Here is a 20,375-nt window from a genome sequence, read left to right as displayed (position 1 = left end):
GCCTCCGGGCGCTCGCGCCGCTCTGCACGGGCGGCGCGCACGCTACTCGGCCTGCCCCGCTGCAGGCAAGGGCGCGCCGGGGGCAACGGGGGCGGCAGCCTCGCTGCGCCGCAGCTTGGCGGGCGCGGTTTCCTTGAGGAAGAGGCTCACGAGCACCCCGAGGAAGACCGCGCCGATCGGCAGCCACAAAATGTTCTGGATACCGAAATGCGCTGCCACGAATCCGGCGAGCGCGGGCGCCACGCCGCCGCCAAAGATTTCGCCCGCGCCCACCACGAGGCCGATCGAAGTCGAGACCATGCCGGCCGGCGCGGCTTCGGTGGCAACCGGTCCCGAGAGCAGCGAAACAAGGCCGAGCGTGAAGAACGACGCCGCGAACAGCACCGCGAAGAGCGCGAACGGCTGCGCACCGAGACCGCGAAACACGATCAGCATGACAGCAGTGCCCACGAAGCCGACGACGCTCGCGAGGCGCCGGCCCAACAGATCCGAAAGCCCCGGCAAGCCGAACTGTCCGACGAATCCGCCAAAGCCAATTGCCGAGGCCACCACGCCCATGCGCTGGGTGTCGAGCGAAAGGTACTGCGTGAGATAGAGCGGCAGCATGGCGCCGAGCACGAACACGCCCGTCATGGCGCAGAAGAGCGCGACCATCGCCACGGGAATGTTGCGGCTGCGAATCACGTCACGCCAGTGGCCGCGTTCGGCCTTCGCCGCGGATGCGCCCGAATCAGGCGCAGGCGCGCCTTGCGGCTCACGGATCACGCGGTACATCAGCAAGCCGAGAATGAGGCCCGGCACCGACACGAGTGCGAACACCCAGCGCCAGCTCATCACGCCCAGCAACTGCGTCGCGATGATCGGCGAAAGCGCGAGACCGAACAGCGCGAAGCCGCTTTGCTGGAGTCCGAGATTGAAGCCGCGGCGCTTCGGATGCGAGGCATCGGCGGTGGCGGCGAAGCTGGTCGGGCAGAAAGAACCCTCCGCCACGCCCATCAGCGCGCGCACGGCCAGCAGGCTCGCGAAGCCGCCTGCGAGGCCCGAGAAGCCCGAGAGCAGCGAGAACGCGATGATCGCCGGGATCAGCACCTTGCGCCGCCCCACCTTGTCGGACATGCCGCCCATGACCGCCGCGAACACGCCCCACGAAAGGCCCAGGATACCGATGCAATTGCCGACATCCTGCGCATTGAGGTTGAGGTCTTTCATGATGGACGGGAACAGCGGCGCGATCAGCCAGCGGTCGAGGCCCACGAGGCCGAAGCCCAGTGCCAGCAGCGTCACGGCTTTCCATTCGTAGGCCGTGTCCCATGTGTTCGGTTTCATCTCTGTCTCCTTGGGCCGGCCGGATGCCGCGCCACTCGTTCATGGTCGAAAACGGGTGTGCGACGCGACGTGCGCCACTGCGCGGGACGCCATCGACATCGACGACGCAAAGATAGTCGCAAGCGCAGCGTGATCAGTACCGGATAACGCCCGAATACGTCATTCGCGGATCGCGAACAATCGGGCGCGCAAGGCCGCCGGGCACGGCAGACGGGACGCTGCGAGCGGGGCGCGCCACGCGTTGCATCGCGGCGCGCCCACCCCAGGACAATTACGGGTAGACGCTCGCTGGCGCGCCGGGCGGTAGGCTTTCAGCGCATGAGTTGCCCGGGCCCGAGCGATCTGCAGGCCGCAGCCGCGCGGATCGCGGGGAAGATCCGCGAGGAATGAGTGCGGCGCTCACGCTTTGCGCAAGTGCTCGGTATGCATGTCGCTCAGACGGCTCAGCAGGATGCCGTAGCCGGTCAAATGGCCGAGATAGACGCTCGTGAACACGCCCGTTGCGGGCAGCGCCTCGACAAGCGCATGCAGTTCACCGCGAGTCAGCGGCTCCACGAGTAGACCTGGGCGCTCCACCCGAAGGTCGGCCTGCGAAGCCAGTTGCCGGTGCACGTCCACGAGGCGCGCGAGGCCGAGCCGGTATGCCTCTTTCCATTGCGTATCGAGCGCCTCGTATTGCGCATTGAACGTATCGAGCGTTTCAAGGAAGCCGACGATCGAATCGAACAGCTCGTGGTAGCACGCGAACAGCGGCAGGCGATCCCGATTGCGCTTCAAATGCGCCGACACCCACGACTGCTCGAGATCGGACTTGAGGAGATCGTGCGCCTGCTTCAGATTGCTGCTCGACACCCGCAGCGCAGCCGTCGCCGATTTCAGTTTCGCGCGGTCCAGCGTTTTCGTTGCAACCTCGGTGAGCAAGGCTTCGGCCTGTGCGTTGCCGTCGTTCACGAGCGTATTCGCCCAGAAGCCGTGATCGGGCGGAAAGGCAACCTGCTGGATGATGAAACCGAGCAGCATGCCGAGCACCACGCCGATCAGGCGCTGCTCCAGCAGCGGTATGTGCTCGCCCGTGTAGAGCACGAGCGTCATCGGCACGGTGATGCTCGTCATCTGGAACACCGAAGGCCGCATGCGCACGATCGTGAAGATCACGAGCGGCAGCAGGATCACGCCCAGCCACAAATGCGGCGCGGTCAGCCAGATCAGCAGCGTGCCGATCGGCATCGCGACGAGATTCGACATCACGCGTTTGTGGAAGTATCCGCGCGCCGCCGAGATGGAACTGCCGAGCGCGAGTGTGAGCATCGCCGAGCCGGAAAGCGCGACCGCCGCCTCGGGATACCCGCACGCGTACGGCACGCCGAATCCGATCCACATACCGAGCGTGAGTTTCGTGTATTTCGCGAGTTCGGAGAGGGAAAAGCGTGCGAGCGCACGGCGAAACGGTGTGAGCGGTTTGTGGGCGTAGGAGATGGTGGCCATGGATGCCGTCGGTCGTTTCAGGCGGAGCGCCAATGTTAACGCGATTGACGCGACTGTTCCGGCACTCAGTCCACCTCAGACGATTCCGGAGCATTTTTCCACCCCGGATTTTTTTCCGATTTGTAAGACCAAACGTCGGCACTTTGTGCGGATGCCGGCCAGTGTTGGCTTTGCGGGCCGCGTTGCGCAAGGCGCATTCCTTGCGAATTATTTTCAATTTCTTTCGCGTTTTGTTCCTTTACCGTCATGTGCAACGGATGAAGTTCGCATTACGAACCCACTTTTGCGAACGTCTCCGCATCCCTCAAGCACTGGGGTCTGCCCATGACGACAACAACGAAGGTCTCCATTTGCCTGCCGACGTACAACCGGCCTGAACTGCTGGTTCGCTGCATCGAATCGTGCCTCATGCAAACGCATGCGAACATCGAGATCGTGATCGGCGACGACTCGAGCGACGATCGCACGCAGCAGCTGATCGCCTCGCGTTACGGAGACGACCCGCGCATCGCCTACCGGCGCAACGTGCCGGCGCTCGGCCAGGCGCCCAACGTGGCCAGCCTTTTCGAGCGGGCGAGCGGAGACAAGATCCTCCTGATCCACGACGACGACTATCTGCTCGTGCACTGCATCGAGAAGCTGCTTGCGCAGTGGGAGCGTTATCCGGATCTGGAAGTCGCGTTCGGCGATCAATACGAAACCGATCACGACGGGCGCATCATGCACGCGGCCAGCGAACGCATGAACATCGCGTATCACCGTACGGCCAGCGCCGCGGGACTGCAACACCCGCCGGGCCGCGTGGGCATCGTGCAGATGTTCCCCAACAACGGCTGGCTTGCCAATGCGGCGCTCGTCAAGCGCATCGGCTACGACGACCGCTACGGCACCTGCTGCGATTACGTGTTCGGCACGCGCCTGTGCCTCGCGGCAAAACGGGTGTGCTACGTGAACGAATACGTTTCGTGCTATCGCATCACAGACGTTTCGGTGTCCCAGGCGACGCGCACGAGCATCAATGCCTCGTCGATCTCGGCGTGGCGTTTTCTCAACAGCCTCACGTTGCCGCCCGAACTCGAACCGGCGCGCAAGCTCGCCATGCGCCGGCTCGTGCCGATCGTGGTCTCGCTGCTCGCGCGCAATCGCGAGGCGCGCGCCGGGCTGCAGCTCGCACTCTGCAATCTCTACGCGTACCGCTTCGGCTTCAGCCCGCGACTCTACTATCACCTGCTGATGATCTGGAAAGCCACGCGGCGGCCCGGCGCGGAGCCCGTCGCCCTGTTGGGCATGAAGGACGAGCAGGTCGTGGATACGTCCCGAACGCGCATGCCGTAGCAGACATATCACGCCGTGAACGGGGCTGCAGGTCTTGGGTGCACCTTTCGTGACGGGCTCGCAGTCGTCCGTCTCGTTGGAATACGCGCACATGGCGTTGGCGAGCGCACCTGTACATGGCGTCTCCTTGCCGGACCGGTAGTCGATTGGAATGCCTTTTAGTATCGACAGTTGGATTCAGCATATGGCGAATTCCCGCCTTTCTCCGAGACCTTCTCGCGACCGTGTTGACATCTCCGTAACCGCCCTGCGATTTCGAGAGCGAAGCGGGCGGCGGATTTGTTACACTCCGCGGCGCTGCGCCCGGTCGCGGCGCCCCGGGGGAAAGAAAGCGCATGGATGAAGACGTCGGCGTACTGGCCGCCCTGGAAACGGGCGAGCAGTCGAGCGTCGCCGGGATTGTCGACCGAGTGGCGCGCGGCATCATCGAAGGCCGGCTCGTCCCGGCGACGACCCGAATTCGGTCGATCTCGCCAAACGCTTCGGTGTGAGCCCTACGCCCGTGCGTGAGGCGCTTTTCGCGCTCACGCGCGAAGGCCTCGTCGACTGGTCGCCGCGCCGCCGCCCGCAGCCTGCGCTGAGCAAGCGCCCTCGCTGCGCCCCTTTTTTATTAACGCGGACACCGCGGCGAACGGGGCCTGCCGCCCTCCCCGCCAGGCTTGCCGAAAGGCCGGGGATACAACATACTTGACGATTCGACCGAATTCCTTCCGCATTCTCGTTCTACCGGGTTCTTTCTCATCATGAGCACAATTCTTGAAAGCCTTCCGACCGGCCAAAAGGTCGGTATCGCCTTCTCCGGCGGCCTCGACACCAGCGCCGCGCTGCACTGGATGAAGCTCAAGGGCGCCGTGCCTTACGCCTATACGGCGAACCTGGGCCAGCCCGACGAAGACGACTACGATTCGATCCCGCGCCGCGCGACCGAATACGGCGCCGCCGGTGCACGCCTGATCGACTGCCGCGCGCAGCTCGTGGCGGAAGGCATCGCCGCCCTGCAATGCGGCGCGTTCCACATCTCGACGGCCGGCGTCACGTACTTCAATACGACCCCGATCGGCCGCGCTGTGACGGGCACGATGCTCGTGGCGGCGATGAAGGAAGACGGCGTCAACATCTGGGGCGACGGTTCGACCTACAAGGGCAACGACATCGAGCGCTTCTACCGCTATGGCCTGCTCGTCAATCCGGACCTGAAGATCTACAAGCCGTGGCTCGACCAGCAGTTCATCGACGAACTGGGCGGCCGCTCCGAAATGTCGGAGTTCATGCGCCAGTCGGGCTTCGAATACAAGATGTCGGCCGAGAAGGCCTATTCGACGGACTCGAATCTGCTCGGCGCAACGCACGAAGCGAAGGACCTCGAAAGCCTGGAAAGCGGCATCAAGATCGTGAACCCGATCATGGGCGTGGCGTTCTGGCGCGACGACGTCAAGATCGACCGCGAAGAAGTGACGATCCGCTTCGAGGAAGGCCAGCCGGTCGCGCTGAACGGCCAGACTTTCCCGAACGCCGTGGAACTGCTGCTCGAGGCGAACCGCATCGGCGGCCGTCACGGTCTGGGCATGAGCGACCAGATCGAAAACCGCATCATCGAGGCGAAGAGCCGCGGCATCTACGAAGCCCCGGGTCTGGCGCTGCTTCACATCGCGTATGAGCGCCTCGTGACGGGCATCCACAACGAAGACACCATCGAGCAGTACCGCGAAAACGGCCGCCGCCTGGGCCGCCTGCTGTACCAGGGCCGCTGGTTCGACCCGCAGGCCATCATGCTGCGTGAGACGGCCCAGCACTGGGTGGCGCGCGCCATCACCGGCGAAGTGAAGATCGAACTGCGCCGCGGCAACGACTACTCGATCCTCAGCACGAAGTCGGACAACCTCACGTATCAGCCGGAGCGTCTGTCGATGGAGAAGGTCGCCTCGACGTTCTCGCCGCGCGACCGTATCGGCCAGCTGACGATGCGCAACCTCGACATCACCGACACGCGCGAGAAGCTGCGTGTGTATTCGAAGGTCGGTCTGCTCGCACCGGGTGCGGCTTATACGCTGCCGCAGCTGAACGACGAGAAGAAGTAAGGCGTCGTCGCTCAAGGAAGAAAGGGAAGGCACTGGGCCTTCCCTTTTTTTATGTCTGCGCGGGTTTGCGACTGGCGTTCGAGTTACCCACAGATTTTGTTGGCAAGCTTGTGGAGAACACCTGGGACGAGTGTCCTAAACCATTGATCGACTGGAAGTTTTCCGCCACGTGAGCGCGGAAGGCAGTGACGGACTGCGAGGCCAGGCTGAAATACGCCCACCGACATATCAGCCGTCAAGCGTATTGCAGACACTCACTGCGCGGCAAGTTGCTTCATCTTCCCGTAGACGAATTGCCCGAAATACCACGACAGATCGGAGTGGTTGAGGATGTTCCCGTCGGAGAGCGCCCCCGCCTCGAGCTTCAGGCGGCGCAGCATGAGCTTGCCGGCCTGCGAGGCGATGTAGAGCCGCACCAGCTCCTTGCGGGTCTTCTCGTCGGCCGATTCGAAGTGCTCGCGGCCTCGCTTGACCTCCTCGTTGCGCTGCGAGCGCGCCTCTTCGTCGCGCGCCGCGATGCTCTGCTTCACCGCCGTGGTCGCGACCGTCCTGGCGGTCTCCTGAGCCGTCGCAGCCACGGCCAGCTCGCCCTGGATCGCCACCATCTTGCGCTCGGCCTCCGAGACCTGCCAGTTGTGGCTCAACGCCTTCATCAGATAGCCCGCAGGGCTCTTGGTCACCTTGCCCTGGTTGAGCCGGAAACGCGTGTATTCGATGGCCTGCTGGATGCGCTCGTCGGTCCAGCTCATGCGATGCTCCGCGATCACGTCGAACTGCTTGTTGGAGAGGCCGAACTCCTCCTTGAGCGTGAGCAGCAGGTCGTGCGCGTCGGGCTGCCGTGAGAGAAGCGCGGCGACCGTGTCCTTGCGCTTCATCCGGAAGCGGATCTTGTTGATTTTGCGCGAGGTTTCCGAGTCGGCCCGGGTTTCGTAGCTGAGGTCGATGTCGGATAGCTCGTTGATCTGGCGCACCGCCGGATCGAGATACTTGGGCCGGAAATGCTTGAACTCCGACGCGCTCGTACCGAGTTTGCCGGGCCAGCGCCGCATGACGTCGAGCTCGATCCAGTCGGTCAAGCCGGCCGCCACGAAGGGCAACACATAGTCGTAGATCGCGCGCGCGTAGGTCTGCGAGAACGACGCCGTGATGCACAGGTTCAGCCAGTGATGCTTGTCGGGCCCGGTGATGTGGCGCAGCATGAGCGGCGGAATGCGGAACTGGATGCGCCCCTTGCCGATCTTGACGCTGCCCATCAGTTGCTCGGAAATCCACTGGTCGTCTTCGCTGGGCGCGCGGTCGGGCGGCGTGTCGGTCACCTCGATCAGCACGCGCTGCGCTTCCTTGATGACGCTCTGCAAATGGCGCACGTTGCGGCTCTCATAACGCATGAGCCACTTGAAGTAATTCAGGTCGACGTCGTAGATATCGCGCGGCGCGGGTTCCTGGGCGGCAATGAAATAGGCGGCGTCGATGAAACGGCGCGAAGACAGCCCAAGTCCATTGATGGCGACGAACACGTTGTTGCGCTGAAAACCGATCTCCCGCGTGCTCTCATTGATCGGCTGGCCGGACATCTCCTCAAAGAGACCCAGCGACATCTGCAGTGTTGTAGTCCTTCGCCCGCTCTCCTCCGACATACGCACGCTCTCCCCGTCGACATTGGCGGGCACTCTATCACTACGCAAACACAAGTCAACACAATAAACGTTACCTCAAACAGGCACCGGATTCGGCTCGCGCACAAAAAACGTACCTGATCGCACAAATATCTCTACAGCGGCGGCACATAAAACGGCACCCGGCCGCACATAAAACGGTGCAGCGAGCACATAGAACGGTGCTTTTGGAAGGCAAGTCCTTGAAAAGCAAGAAAATGGGTGCGTACGTTAGTTGGTTGGTGGGTTTTTATCTTTAAGTAAACAAACAAACCGCTCACAAAAAAAGATGCTCAGTGCGAACTTTTTCGTGTTGTGTCTCGCGATGCAGTGAGGGAATTCAAGAGGAATAACCCTTCAAAGCCCCGCACGTAAAGGCTCCCGGTGGCGGTGCATCGGGACTGGATTTGCTTTTCGCCCGCCGAAACCCATGGAAAGGTAACGATTTCTGTGCAGTTCCAGTGAGCTATGGAAGTGGTTTATGTGCAGAACGTCTTTATGCGAGCCGACATCAAGTTGGATGCGGCAAAGGTGGTCGATGGGACGTTATTCAGAAGTGACTTTTCGGTGGGAGGAAGGAAGGCAACGGAATTTGTGCATGGCCGAGCGACGCCGTGATAGCAACGTTTTTTGTGCACATCCTGGAAGGCGGGCGGAAGGTAACGGTTATTGTGCGGTCGCCGTGTGATGATTCCGTCGTTTGCCGCCTGCGCGAGGTAACGAAATTTGTGCAGCGTGGGCGGTGAGATTCGTCCTGGTGGAATTGGGCTGCCTCGGGATAGCGAAATGGCAGCGGCATTGGCCGCGCAGGGGAAATCGGGTAACGGTTTTTGTGCCTTTACGGTGGTCGGCGCGTGCGCAGCAAGGCTTTCCCTGCGCGTACGGTAACGGTTTTTGTGCAATCGTGGCCGGCCAGGGTGGCTCGCAGAAGTCTGGAAGCACAAAAATCGTTACTCGCCCGCTAGGTCAGAGGGGGCTAGCGGATCACCCGGTGAAACTGCACAAAAACCGTGACTGTGCGGGGCACATGGGAGCGATGAAGCCTGCGGGGAATGATCTGCAGCTGGATTTGCACAAAAACCTCGACCGACATCGTCAACAACGAGGTGCTCTGGCCCCGGCGATTTGCACAAAAAATAGGCAGACCGCAGCGAAAGGGCCTACAACGGCCTGGGCGACGTTGCCGGTTTTGCTGCTACTTTGCCCTTGGGAATGTCCCACGAGGGCAATACGGGCCGTTTTGAAGGGTCATTTTTTTTCATATCGCCCTCAATTAGTGTGTTTTCATACGCTTTTGCTGTATTCTACGCTTTATCCAAATTCTGATAAAAAGCGTATTAATGGCGAAAACTATCGAATTGCCGTCGATCGATCGACGTGTGGATCTTTCCGCGATCACTGAATTTGCCGAAGAGGCCGGTCGTCTATCTGAAGAGCTTCGGGAGATGATGCTGGCGCCGCGGCCGCGAAAGATGGCGCCCACATTTACGTCCGCTCAGGTCGCAGAGATGTGCGGCATTGATCGCATCAAACTGAACAACCTGCTCGCCACCCGCGAGGGTCTTCCGCAAGGTGTGGCGCAAGGTTCCGGGCGCAGCCGGGTCTTCACGCTGCCGGAAGCGAGAACCTGGGTCCAGCAGGTCTCCGATATTTATCAGACACCGCTCCATACCGGGGTGCGCGACGCCGACGGCAAGGTGATCCTCGTTGCCAACTTCAAGGGCGGCTCGACGAAAACGACCACCACCATGTGTCTCGCCCAAGGCCTGACCTTGCGTGGTCGCAAGGTTCTGCTGATCGACCTGGATCCGCAGGCGTCGCTCACGGAGCTTTGCGGTCTGTATGCCGAAAAGGAAGTGACTGAGGATAGCACGGTCCTGCCGTTCATCTACGACCCGCATATGGAAGGCGGTCTGCTGAATTTTGTGCAGGAAACCTATTGGGACGGACTTGACGTCATTCCCGCGCACCCCACGCTGTTTTCCGCGGAGTTCCATATTCCCGGAACCGTGATCAAGAACCCGGGGTTCAAGTTCTGGGATCTGCTGCGTCAGGGGGTGGAGGCGCTGCGCAAGCAATACGACTACATCATTCTGGATACGGCGCCGTCGCTGTCTTATCTCACGATCAATGCGCTCATGGCCGCCGACGCGATGGTCATGCCGCTCGTGCCCGAAAGCCTGGACTTCATCAGCTCGGTCTCGTTCTGGAGCCTGTTTTCTGACCTCGCGCACACGATCATGGAACGCGGTGACGAGAAGACATACGACTTCGTTTCCGTCCTGCTTTCGAAGGTCGACTACGGCAAGACATCGTCTGCACCGGTTGTGCGCTCGTGGGTGCAGCGGACTTACAAGGACTGGGTGAACGCGCTCGAGGTGCCGGCCAGTTCCGCGATGAGTAACGGCGCACTCGCCATGGCGACCGTGTTCGACATCAGCAAGGGAGACCTCGCTGACAAGACGGTTGCGCGCGTGCGTCAGCCGCTGACTGATTACGTACAGTGGATCGACGATCTTTACGTCGAACAATGGAGGGCCGGCAAGTGAGTTCATTCCGCGACAAGATGGCGGCGAAGACCCGTGAACTCGGTTCGACGTCGGAGCGGCCAGCCGCCGAACGGCCGGCAGCCGTCGCTCCGGCCGAGCCGCCGCGCCGCAGCAGCGCGTTCAAGACCGGGCCCGGCATGCTCGGCGCGTTGGCGGTGGCGCAGCAGCGCATCCAGGAACTGGAGAACACGAGCGACAAGCTCATGCTTCCGGTGAACGCGATTCAGCCGAACCCGTGGCAGCCGCGCAAGATTTTCAGCGACGAGGGCCTTGCCTCGCTGGCCGAATCGATCCGCGAAGTCGGGCTCGTCGAGCCGATCGTCGTTCGTCGGGCGGAGAACGGCTATCAGCTGATCGCCGGTGAACGACGTCTTCGCGCGCACGCCCTGATTCAGGCACAGGATATTCGCGCCTCCGTGATCGAGTGCTCCGATCAGGACATGGCGGTGCTCGCGCTGGTGGAAAACGTCGGTCGCGAAGATCTCACCGACTACGAGATCGGACAATCGCTGCGCCGCGCCGAACGGGAGTTTCCGACGCGCAAGCGCATGGCGGAGGCGTTGGGAATGTCGCGCAAAGGCCTGTACCGCTTTTTGGCCTTTGAAAATCTGCCGGACTTCATCCGGCGCGATCTTGATTTGAATCCACGACTGCTCGGCGGCTCGGCTGCTGACGAGGTTGTTTCAGCAATCAAGAAGTACGGCTCGGCGGGTCTTTCGGCTGCGCGCGACTTGTGGCCGGCCGTGGTCGGCCGGACGCTGGACCAAGGCAAGCTGGCCGCGGCGATCGGAGCGCAGGCGAGTCGGGGGGAATCGACCGAAAGCGTATCCGAACGCAGCATCGAGAAGATCTTCTCGGGCAAGAGCCACGCCGGCAGCATTACCAAAGACACCAACAGCTTTACGGTGAAGCTCAAGACGGGTGTGCTGTCGGATGCCCAGGAAACGCAAATTCGGGAGCTGATCAGTCAGCTGTTCAATGTGAAGCCAGGCTGATTGGGCCTCGAGGCTGTTGATGTGGATGGAAGCCCGCCTCGGCGGGCTTTTTCTTTTTGCGGGTTAAGTTGTGTGTCGAGTTGACACACAGTTGTCCGGCGGGGCGAGCGTGTGTCGACTCGACACACGGGAAGGTGCGTCGTGGCCGGGACGTGTGCGGGCTGTGACGATGCCCTGTGCACGGTGCCTGGATTTCGGTTGCCGACAGCTCGTCGCGGGTTGGTTGTTGGGGGTGAGCGTTTCCAGACGTTGGGTCCATCGACTTGCTCCGTGTGTCGAGTCGACACACGGCGGGAAGAAGGTGTTCGGCTTGGCTTGCGTCGTGTCGAGCCGAGCGGGCGTCGAAAATGCCTGCGTTCCCCCGGCGATGGGTCGTGTGTCGACTCGACACACGACCGATGATCGTGCCGGCCGAAAGACGCAACATATAGCCGGCTTGAGTACGCCGCCGGCGACGCCCGCGGACTGCTGTCGGCGTGGGGCGCACTCGAAAACTGCGAGCAGCGGTCCACGATTTTGTCCGCGAGGGATTGGACGCTGTGTCGAGTCGACACACGCGGAGCGTCGCTGCAAACCGGAGAGTCATCAGACCGCGCGACGACGGGCACGGGGATGAGATCATCTCTCAAGCACTCTCATCGTGTCGCGTCCGCGAGGACGATGCATTGCCTGTTCGCTTGCAAGCCGACTTGCTACCCAGAACGGTGTGTCGAGTCGACACACTGCCTCGACTTCCTCTCGGTCCCCGTCTGAGAGGATTGCGATCAAGACACGCCCCATCGGTGCGAAGCGAGAGCAAGGCATGAGGTCATCTCCTCGGCTGCACACATCCTGGGTAGCACGGGACCATGGTCCATCGCTCAGGTGCTGATCTGACGGCCGAGGCTGTGTGTCGAGTCGACACCCGCGGACCGTGGCGGCAAATCGGGAGGGCCATGGAGCGCACGACAACACGCATGAGGATGTGACATCTCCAGCCGCCTCCATCATGTTGTGTCCGCGAAGACGATCCGTCGTCTGTTCGCTCGCTTGCTGAATTCCCACCGGGAACGGTGTGTCGAGTCGACACGCGGTCGTTGCCTTCCCGCGCTAGCGGTCTCTGGCGAACGTGATCTGGGAGATGCCTCGTGGGTGGGGCGCGGCTCGTGAGGAAGCGAATACCTCCAAAGTGCCTGGCGCCCGCCACGTGTGAAACCCGCAGATGCCACTGTCCTGGGCGCCGGCCGCCACAGTTGCGATTAGCGTAGCCAGCGCGTGCGTAGTATCGGGCGTGCCGGTGTATCGACTCGACACACGGTGGACGCACTCAACGCCCTGCGGCTTCAAATGGGTCAAGCTGCTCGCCAGTGGAAAACGAGCGGCTTCAACAGTACCGGACGAGATCACGCCGCTTCGAAGATCCGCAGACGTGTCATGTCTCTCATTAACTCCTTGAGAACGACATCGCCCACATTGATTTTCCCTGACACCTTCTCGGCGATGTGCGCCCCGTACGCGTCACATTTTCACGCCTTGCGTTCATGCTCAAGCAGTGTGCAAGCGCTGTTCACTCGTTTAGCCGACGCTTTGCGCCGAGACTCCCGGCCGGTTGCCCTCGGGACCGGAGTAGCCCGCTTAACGGTGCCCGCGTGACGCGTCTTCTCGTACGGGTAGCTGCAGGCAAGAGGCGAACCTGTTGCGCGGTATGGCAGCGGGGTAGTAGCACTCGTCAGGTTGACGTGGCACGGCGCCATGTCTCCGCGCTCCCGCATAGAACTCGTTCTGTTATTCGTTGCTCAGCCGGCCAGCGACTGTGGAGCATGACATCTCGTCACTGAATAAGCAGCGTCCCGCAGCAAGTTTACAAATGCAACTAACTGCCAAATCCGCCCCCCAAAGATGAAGCAAGCAACACAAGACACGCGCCCAATGCTCCCCCATAACGAGAAGGCAAACTAGCGATCAGCACGCCACCCATCAAGGAAATCGAACAGAGGCGCAGAGCAGCTATGGGAAGCCAGTGGGAAATCAGCCAACCGCCCAGCGACCTAAACGACGAGAACAACAGACACAGACACATCGCAGAAAGTTAAACGGCGCCCGCGCCTCAGAAAACCAGCGTGAAACAATTCACTCAAAACTGAGAAATCGGCAAAACGCCCATCCCACGGGCGCTCCACGCCTGAAACCATCCAAATTCTAGTACTTGTTTCACGGCGATAACGGACGTCCGACCCCGAAACACAGTGAGAATAGCCGCGAAGTCGCTAAATCCCGCTCGTCGGCATCAATCGTATATTTCAATACGTATTTTGTAGTTTTCGAAAATTCGAGCCGACGTGACGCGCGAGCAGCGCTTCACCCACGCCCCACCACGTTACCTGAAGCCGCCCCCATCCGCGTCGATTAAAATTGGGCCCCATTGCCGAAGGCTCAGTCAGGGTTTCGATCCGGGACCACAGCCATGTTCAAATCGCCAGCGCGCATCACGCGCCGCTCGCGCGATAAAACAGCAATCGCCCTTTCTCCATTCAGCGCTCGCAAACACCAAAGAGGACACGTCGTGAAGTTCATCCACGCGGCAGACCTACACCTCGACAGCCCGCTACATGGCCTGAGCGCCTATCCCGATGCGCCGGCCGCCCAATTGCGCAACGCCACGCGCGAAGCCTTGCGCCTGCTCGTCGATCGGGCCATCGAAGAAGAGGTCGCGTTCGTCGTCATTGCCGGCGATCTCTACGACGGCGACTGGAAGGACCACAACACCGGCATCTTCTTCGGCCAGCAGATGGGGCGTCTGCGCAAGGCCGGCATTCGCGTCTTCGCGTTGTGGGGCAATCACGACGCGGAAAGCGAAATGACCAGGAAGCTCACGTTGCCGGACAACGTGGTGGTGTTCAGTCATCGCAAGTCTGAAACCCACGCGCTGCACGACATCAAGGTTGCACTGCACGGACAGAGCTTCAAGGACAAGGCCGTGATCGAAAATCTGGCGGTGGGCTACCCGTCGCCGGTTCCCGGCTACTACAACATCGGTGTGCTCCACACCGCGCTCGAAGGCTATGCCGCGCATGCGACCTACGCGCCATGCACGCGTGCCGAATTGCACGCAAAGGGTTACGACTACTGGGCGCTTGGTCACGTCCACGAATTTCAGCAGTGGGCGGAAGAGTCGACCATCGTCTTCCCCGGCAATCTGCAGGGCCGGCACATCCGCGAAACGGGGCGCCGGGGCGCCGTGCTCGTGAGCGTCGAAGACGGTCGCACGGAGGTCGAGCGTCTCTACCTCGACGTGCTGCGCTGGGAGTCGGTGCGCGTCGACGCGAGCGACTGCGAAAGCGTCGCGGATCTGGCGCGCAAGATCGGCGCTGCGCTCGAAGCGCTCCTCTCCTTCGACGCGCATGTGACCCGCGCAGTCCGCGTGACGGTGACGGGCAAGTCGCCGGCACATGGACTCTTTTTCGGGCGCGCGACGCAATTGCGCGCCGAAGTGCTCAATCAGATCGGCATCATCGGCAATGACAAGTTGTGGCTCGAAAAGGTCAAGCTCGAAACGAGCGCGGCCGATACGGCTGCCGCACAGAACGAGCAGATCGAAGCGCTCGCCGACCTCAAACTGCTACTCGAAGCCGCCACGCAAGACGCCGAATTTCTCGCGCTGCTCGAACGTGATTTACGCGCCTTTATCGGCAAGGTGCGCAGCGAAGTGAAAGAAGACGCGCCGCTGCTCGAACTCGCCCGCGACGGCAAACTCGCGTCGCTGGTGGAGCAGGTCGGCCCCGCGCTGCTTGCGCGGCTTTCCACGGGAGAATGACCAGTGCGTCTCAAGCAACTCGATTTGATCAAATACGGCAAGTTCACCGACACGACCCTGCCGTTTCCGCACGCGGCGCACGATTTCCACGTCATCGTCGGGCCAAACGAAGCGGGCAAGTCCACAGTGCGGACCGCCGTGTCGGAGTTGTTGTTCGGCATGCGCCTGCAAACGCCGCTCGATTTTCTCCACAACACACCGGAATTGCGCATTGGCGGCGTGCTGGAAAACGGCGCGGTCGAGCAACGATTTCATCGCGCGCGCGGCCGCAATTCGCTGCGCACTCCGCAGGACGACAAGCTACCCGACGATTTTCTCGCGGCATTTCTCGACGGCACGAGCAAGGAGTTCTTCGAGCAGATGTTCGGCCTCGATCATGTGCGGCTCGTTGAAGGCGGGCGCAGCATTCTCGACGCATCGGACAAGCTCGGCCAGGTGTTGTTCGAATCGGCGGCGGGTATGGGCAGCCTCGGGCCCGTGCGCGAGGAGCTCGAGAATCGCGCGGCCGAACTTTGGGCTCCGCGACGCAGCGGCAGTGCGTATGCACAGGCGGAAACGTCGTTCGCCAAGGCAACGAGCGAACTGAAGGCCGCGCAGGTGCGCACGCGCGATTGGGTCGAGAAGAAAGACGCGCTCGAAGCGGTCGAACAGGCTATCGAGCGGTTGCGCGCCGAGCAGCGCGGTCTCGAATCGCAGCGCTCGAAGCTCGAACGCGTGCGCCGCCTCGCTCCCTATATAGAAGAGCTTTCGCTCAAGCAGCGCGAGTTGGCCGCATTGGGCGAGGTCGTCGATTTACCGCCCACTGCGCATGCCGATCTGCTGAAGGCGCAAGCCGACATTGCCGCCGAGCGCAAAGTGCAGGAAGCGCGCCAGGCCGATCTCGCAGGCAAAGAAGCCTCACGCGATGCGATCGAGCCCGATCGTGCGGCACTTGCACTCGCCGCCGAAATCGATGCGCTCGATACGCTGCGCGGCGAATGTGTCAATCATCCGCGTGAATTGCTGGTGCGTGAAACCGAGATCCGCAACCATCTCGACGCCGCATTCGCCGCTGCGGCTCAGCTAGGCTGGCCGGGTGACGAAGCCGCATTGCGCGCGGCGCTGCCCGGCGCGCTCGCGTTGAAGACGGTGACGAACCTGCTGCGCGATCACGGTCTTCGCGAGCAGGCGCTCACGACCGCGCGCGAGGGACACGATGAACAAGCGCGTAAGCTCGCACAATTGCGGGAGCAGCTTGTGCGCCTGCCGGGCATCGAAGTGCCGCACGCGTTGCGCGCCGCGCTCGACGATGCACGTGAATTGCGCAACAGTGTGACGAAGGAAAGCGCGCTCGAGCGCGAACTCGCGGATGCTCAGCGCACGGTCGAAGAGAAGCGCCAGCTGCTGGGCCAATGGAACAAGCCGGTGCCAGCGCTGCGCGCGCTCAATCTGCCATCGGCTACGCGCCTGGCCGCGCTGCAAAAGGAAGAAAGCGATCGCCTGAGCGCGGTGGCCGCAGCGCGAGAAGCAGTCGCAGCCGCGCAAGAAGAGATCGAGCGTTTCGAATTGCAGGAGACGCATTTCACGCAGGGCAACAAGGTTGTCACGACTGCGCAAGTGCAGGCGGCGCGCACGCGCCGCGATAGCGCGTGGAACGAAGTCAGGCAGGCGCGCGTCAGTCTCGCGGATGGCGCACCCGTCGTGGACGACGCGATGCGCCTCGCCGACGAACTCGTCGACGCGCAACTCGGCACCTCGCAGGCAGCGGCCACATTGCAGAACTTGCGTCAGCAAGTCGAAACAGCCCGCGCGAATGCGCAGCGCAAGCTTGCGGCATTGAGCGAACGCGAGCGCGAGCTCGAAGCCTTTCGCAATACCTGGACGCAAATTGCCATTGATGCGCAACTGGCTGGCATGCCGATTGCGGACATGGGCGCTTGGCTCGCGAATCGCGAAGCGGCGCTCAATGCACAGAGCGAATGCGATCGCCGCGCGAGTGAGCTTGAAGCGCGTCGAGCGGCGCGCATCGCCGCGCATGCCGAGCTGCTCGAAACGTTGCGCCCGGTGGCGCAGGCAAACGAGGGCGACGCACTGACTACGTTGATCGGCATCGCGGAAACCGTCGTGCAATCGGCTCAGAAGAGCGCCGTGCAGCGCGAAGGTCTTGAAACGCAGATTCGCGACGTCGAACGCGCGAGTGAATCCGCGCAATCCCGTTTGACCATTGAACAGGAAGCCTACGCAAAGTGGCAGACGCAATGGCGAGAGGCGCTCGCGCAAGCGAATCTCGGCGCTCGCGCGGCGACGCTCGCAGCAGCGGAAGGCGCCGTCGAACTCGCCAATATCATTGCGGCCGCTTTTTCGGACGCCGAAGCACCCCGTAACCGCATTCGCGCGATCCGCACGCAACTGGCGATGCTGGAAACCGACGCGCGACGCCTCGCCGAGGCGCTCGCGCCCGAATGGTCCGCGTCGAGTGACGGCATCGACGTGGCGCGTCAGCTCGCGGCGCGGCTGGCAGCCGCGCGCGAAACGGCAAAATGCCTCGCCCAGGCCGATGCGGAAGTGCAGCTTGCCCGCACGCGCGTGGCCGATGCCGCCGCGGCGGTGGCGGGGGCACAGGCGCGCATCGAGCCCGTTCTGCAGCTCGCGGGCGTGAACGAAATCGATGCGGCATTGCCGCTCGCCGAGCGTTCCGACGCGCGCCGTGCGCTGTCGAAAGCGATCTCGGCGGCGCGGGACACGCTCGTGCGCGAAGGCGATGGACTTGCGCAGGAGGCCATCGCGGCAGAGATTGCGGAGCAGCCCATTACCGAGCTGCCTGCGCTGCTGGCAACGGTGAACCAGAAACGCGAAGCCGGCGACCGTGCGTTGAGCGAGTGCCTGCAGCAGCAGGTCAGCGCGAGGCAGGCGTTCGAAGCCATCAACGGCCAGGCCAATGCCGCGCTGGCCGAAGCAAAACGCCAGGAAGCCCTGAGCGCCATGGGCGAAGCCGCCGAGCAATATCTCGAAGCCGCGACCGCGAGCCGCTTGCTCAAATGGGCAACGGATCGTTATCGCGACCAGAAGCAGGGGCCGATGCTGCGTCGCGCAGGTGAAATATTCAGCGGACTCACGCTCGGTGATTTCGCGAGGCTCGTGGTGGATAACGAACGCAATCCGCCCGCATTGCATGCACGGCGCAGTAACGGCAAAACCGTGGAAGTGAGTGGAATGAGTGAAGGCACGCGCGACCAGCTTTTTCTCGCGCTGCGTATCGCGGCTCTCGAATTGCAGCTGGTGAGCAAGGCGGCGCTGCCTTTCGTTGCCGACGATCTCTTCATCAATTTCGACGACGAGCGCGCAAAGGCCGGTTTCGCGGCATTACGGAATCTCTCCGCGAAAACCCAGGTGTTGTTTCTCACGCACCACGATCACCTTTTGCCCATGATTCGCGAGATATTCGGCGTGCAGGTCAATGTCGTCGAATTGCAGCGCGCGCCTCTCGTCGCCTAGCGGTGCGAATGTTTCTCAATGGAAATTCATGGAGACATTGTTTGCGGAACGATCAATAGTCTGATCAGGAAACATGTTTTTCACTACAAAACATTCGTTTAAATTGCCAGCATGCGTGATTTGACTTCATAATCACCTTGTCTTTCGCGACGCCCATGCCGACAAGATCGCAATTCGATCGGCCAGTGATGGTTGAAGGGTGTCCGTAAAAACCGTGAATAAGGAGGTGTGAATGGTCACCCTGGATGCAATTCAATCGAAGATCGCAAAGCTGCAAAAGCAGGCCGAATCGATCGTGGAAAAACAAACGTCGGTCGGTCTCACGAAAATTCGCGATCTGATGGCCAAACATGGCCTGAGCGTGGCCGACATCGAACGCTTCGTCGGCAAGAAGCGTGGCCGCAAACCTGGCAAAGGCGTCAAAGCCGCAGGCCCAAAGCGCACCGTTGCGGCCAAATATGCCGATCCGAAAACGGGCGCCACGTGGACCGGCCGCGGCCGTGCGCCGGCGTGGATTCGCGACGTGAAAGACCGTTCGAAATTCCAGATCGACGGCAGCGCGGCAAAGGCCGCCACCAAAGTCGCACGCAAACCGCGCGCCAATGCGGCGGCGGTGAAAAAGACCGCGGCGAAGCGCGCCAAGGCCGCGCCCGCAAGGAAAGCCGCACCCGCAAAACGGGCGGCGCGTAAAACCGCAGGCCGTAGAGCCGCGGCAAAGCCGGCACAAGCCGCAGCGGCTGCTTAATAAAGTCGCTGAGAAAAGCGCATAAGCGAAATTCGCTTGCGAACCGGTGGCCGCGCCGGCGTTTCGACGCCCGCGGCCACTTTCACATGAGCGGCGCGAAACGACGCGCGCCTATTGCCCTGATCGTCATCGATGTCCGGTCTTTCGTTTTCCTCGGGGCTTCTCGCGCCCCATCTGCAGTCGCTCGACGGACTTCAATTGCTCGGCATTGCGGTTGCGCTCGTGCTGGGCGGCATGGTGAAGGGCGTGACGGGCATAGGCGTGCCGCTCGTGGCCATGCCCATCGTCACGCATTTTTTGCCGGTCAAGGAAGCGGTGCTGCTGCTGTCCATGCCGATCATTCTCGGCAATATTCCGCAGGCGCTGGAGGGGGGCGAAATGCTGCCTACCGTGCGCACTATCGCGGCGCCGCTAATTGGCACCGTGATCGGCAATGTGATTGGGGTGTCGGTACTGATCGCACTTGAGCCGCATCACGCCCAGGCGGCCTCGGGTGTCGCGTTGATCGTGGCGGCGTTGCTTTTGCTCGTCTCGCCGCGTTTCAAGCTCGCGCCTGGACTCGCGCGGCCGGTGGGATTCGCGCTCGGTTTCGGGGCGGCGCTCATGGAGAGCATTGCCGCCGTGCCGGGGCCGTTGCTCGCCATGTATCTGATCGCGTCGGGCGCCACGGGCCGCGCCTTCACGAAGCAGATTGCGATCATTCTCGTCGTTTCGGTCATCACGCTCATCACGACGTTCAGCCACGGCGCGCATGCCAATCTCGTCGATCTCGCGATTTCGGCGGCGGCCAGCGTGCCCGCCATCGCGGGCATGCTGCTCATTAGACCGTTGCGCGACAGAATGCATCCGCTCGCGTTTCGCGTGGTCGTGCTCGTGTGCGTGCTGGCCGCGGCCGTACAGATGATCGTCAAATCGCACGTGCTGTTTTGACGATCGCCTG

General features: G+C 62.0%; 11 protein-coding genes and 1 pseudogene. 9 read left to right on the top strand and 3 right to left on the bottom strand.

Going from position 1 to position 20,375, the window contains the following annotated elements:
• Positions 1-42: 42 nt before the first annotated feature.
• Positions 43-1,326 (bottom strand): MFS transporter, encoded by a 1,284-nt coding sequence (locus AB3X99_RS36650; protein WP_069262982.1) that lies wholly within the window; start codon positions 1,324-1,326, stop codon positions 43-45.
• Positions 1,327-1,725: 399 nt separating this feature from the next.
• On the bottom strand, positions 1,726-2,811 hold the full coding sequence (locus AB3X99_RS36645; RefSeq protein WP_342949369.1) for an FUSC family protein: 1,086 nt from the start codon (positions 2,809-2,811) through the stop codon (positions 1,726-1,728).
• A gap of 324 nt (positions 2,812-3,135) precedes the next feature.
• On the opposite strand from AB3X99_RS36645, the gene AB3X99_RS36640 reads away from it, so the two are divergent.
• The 3 genes and pseudogenes from AB3X99_RS36640 to argG all read left to right on the top strand — a co-directional run bounded on the left by AB3X99_RS36640 (position 3,136) and on the right by argG (position 6,224).
• Positions 3,136-4,146, top strand: a complete 1,011-nt coding sequence (locus AB3X99_RS36640) for a glycosyltransferase family 2 protein (protein WP_342949367.1) — start codon at positions 3,136-3,138, stop codon at positions 4,144-4,146.
• Between the two features lie 335 nt (positions 4,147-4,481).
• Positions 4,482-4,717: pseudogene (locus AB3X99_RS36635) on the top strand (GntR family transcriptional regulator); the annotation flags it as partial.
• Between the two features lie 172 nt (positions 4,718-4,889).
• Entirely contained in the window at positions 4,890-6,224 is a 1,335-nt protein-coding gene (gene argG / locus AB3X99_RS36630) for an argininosuccinate synthase (RefSeq protein ID WP_069263475.1), read from the top strand.
• Between the two features lie 254 nt (positions 6,225-6,478).
• Here argG and AB3X99_RS36625 read toward each other — a convergent pair whose 3' ends face one another.
• Positions 6,479-7,822 (bottom strand): replication initiation protein, encoded by a 1,344-nt coding sequence (locus AB3X99_RS36625; RefSeq protein ID WP_368606552.1) that lies wholly within the window; start codon positions 7,820-7,822, stop codon positions 6,479-6,481.
• A 1,397-nt stretch (positions 7,823-9,219) separates the two neighbouring features.
• On the opposite strand from AB3X99_RS36625, the gene AB3X99_RS36620 reads away from it, so the two are divergent.
• From AB3X99_RS36620 to AB3X99_RS36595, 6 genes are all read left to right on the top strand, one after another.
• Positions 9,220-10,428 (top strand): AAA family ATPase, encoded by a 1,209-nt coding sequence (locus AB3X99_RS36620; protein ID WP_062859876.1) that lies wholly within the window; start codon positions 9,220-9,222, stop codon positions 10,426-10,428.
• Positions 10,425-11,423 carry a ParB/RepB/Spo0J family partition protein gene (locus AB3X99_RS36615; RefSeq protein ID WP_069262986.1) on the top strand — a complete coding sequence of 333 codons (999 nt, stop codon included), beginning with the start codon at positions 10,425-10,427 and terminating at the stop codon, positions 11,421-11,423. Before AB3X99_RS36620 ends, AB3X99_RS36615 begins: the two co-directional genes overlap by 4 nt.
• A gap of 2,542 nt (positions 11,424-13,965) precedes the next feature.
• The gene (locus AB3X99_RS36610) at positions 13,966-15,216 is read left to right on the top strand and encodes an exonuclease SbcCD subunit D (RefSeq protein WP_368606551.1); all 1,251 of its coding nucleotides are present in this window, start codon (positions 13,966-13,968) and stop codon (positions 15,214-15,216) included.
• A 3-nt stretch (positions 15,217-15,219) separates the two neighbouring features.
• The gene (locus AB3X99_RS36605) at positions 15,220-18,690 is read left to right on the top strand and encodes an AAA family ATPase (protein ID WP_368619717.1); all 3,471 of its coding nucleotides are present in this window, start codon (positions 15,220-15,222) and stop codon (positions 18,688-18,690) included.
• Between the two features lie 232 nt (positions 18,691-18,922).
• On the top strand, positions 18,923-19,435 hold the full coding sequence (locus AB3X99_RS36600) for an H-NS histone family protein (protein ID WP_069262990.1): 513 nt from the start codon (positions 18,923-18,925) through the stop codon (positions 19,433-19,435).
• A 132-nt stretch (positions 19,436-19,567) separates the two neighbouring features.
• A complete protein-coding gene (locus AB3X99_RS36595) occupies positions 19,568-20,365 on the top strand; it encodes a sulfite exporter TauE/SafE family protein (protein ID WP_368619716.1) in 798 nt (265 codons plus the stop codon).
• The last annotated feature ends 10 nt before the right edge of the window (positions 20,366-20,375 follow it).

This window comes from Paraburkholderia sp. BR10882 (genome assembly GCF_040948855.1).
GTDB classification, from domain to species: Bacteria; Pseudomonadota; Gammaproteobacteria; order Burkholderiales; family Burkholderiaceae; genus Paraburkholderia; species Paraburkholderia nodosa_A.
This window is presented reverse-complemented; position numbering and strand designations above follow the sequence as displayed.

Coding starts and splice junctions, on each gene's coding strand:
- AB3X99_RS36600 (WP_069262990.1), top strand. CDS start 18,923: ATGGTCACCCTGGATGCAATTCAATCGAAGATCGCAAAGCTGCAAAAG.
- AB3X99_RS36595 (WP_368619716.1), top strand. CDS start 19,568: ATGTCCGGTCTTTCGTTTTCCTCGGGGCTTCTCGCGCCCCATCTGCAG.
- AB3X99_RS36640 (WP_342949367.1), top strand. CDS start 3,136: ATGACGACAACAACGAAGGTCTCCATTTGCCTGCCGACGTACAACCGG.
- AB3X99_RS36620 (WP_062859876.1), top strand. CDS start 9,220: ATGGCGAAAACTATCGAATTGCCGTCGATCGATCGACGTGTGGATCTT.
- argG (WP_069263475.1), top strand. CDS start 4,890: ATGAGCACAATTCTTGAAAGCCTTCCGACCGGCCAAAAGGTCGGTATC.
- AB3X99_RS36650 (WP_069262982.1), bottom strand. CDS start 1,326: ATGAAACCGAACACATGGGACACGGCCTACGAATGGAAAGCCGTGACG.
- AB3X99_RS36625 (WP_368606552.1), bottom strand. CDS start 7,822: ATGTCGCTGGGTCTCTTTGAGGAGATGTCCGGCCAGCCGATCAATGAG.
- AB3X99_RS36645 (WP_342949369.1), bottom strand. CDS start 2,811: ATGGCCACCATCTCCTACGCCCACAAACCGCTCACACCGTTTCGCCGT.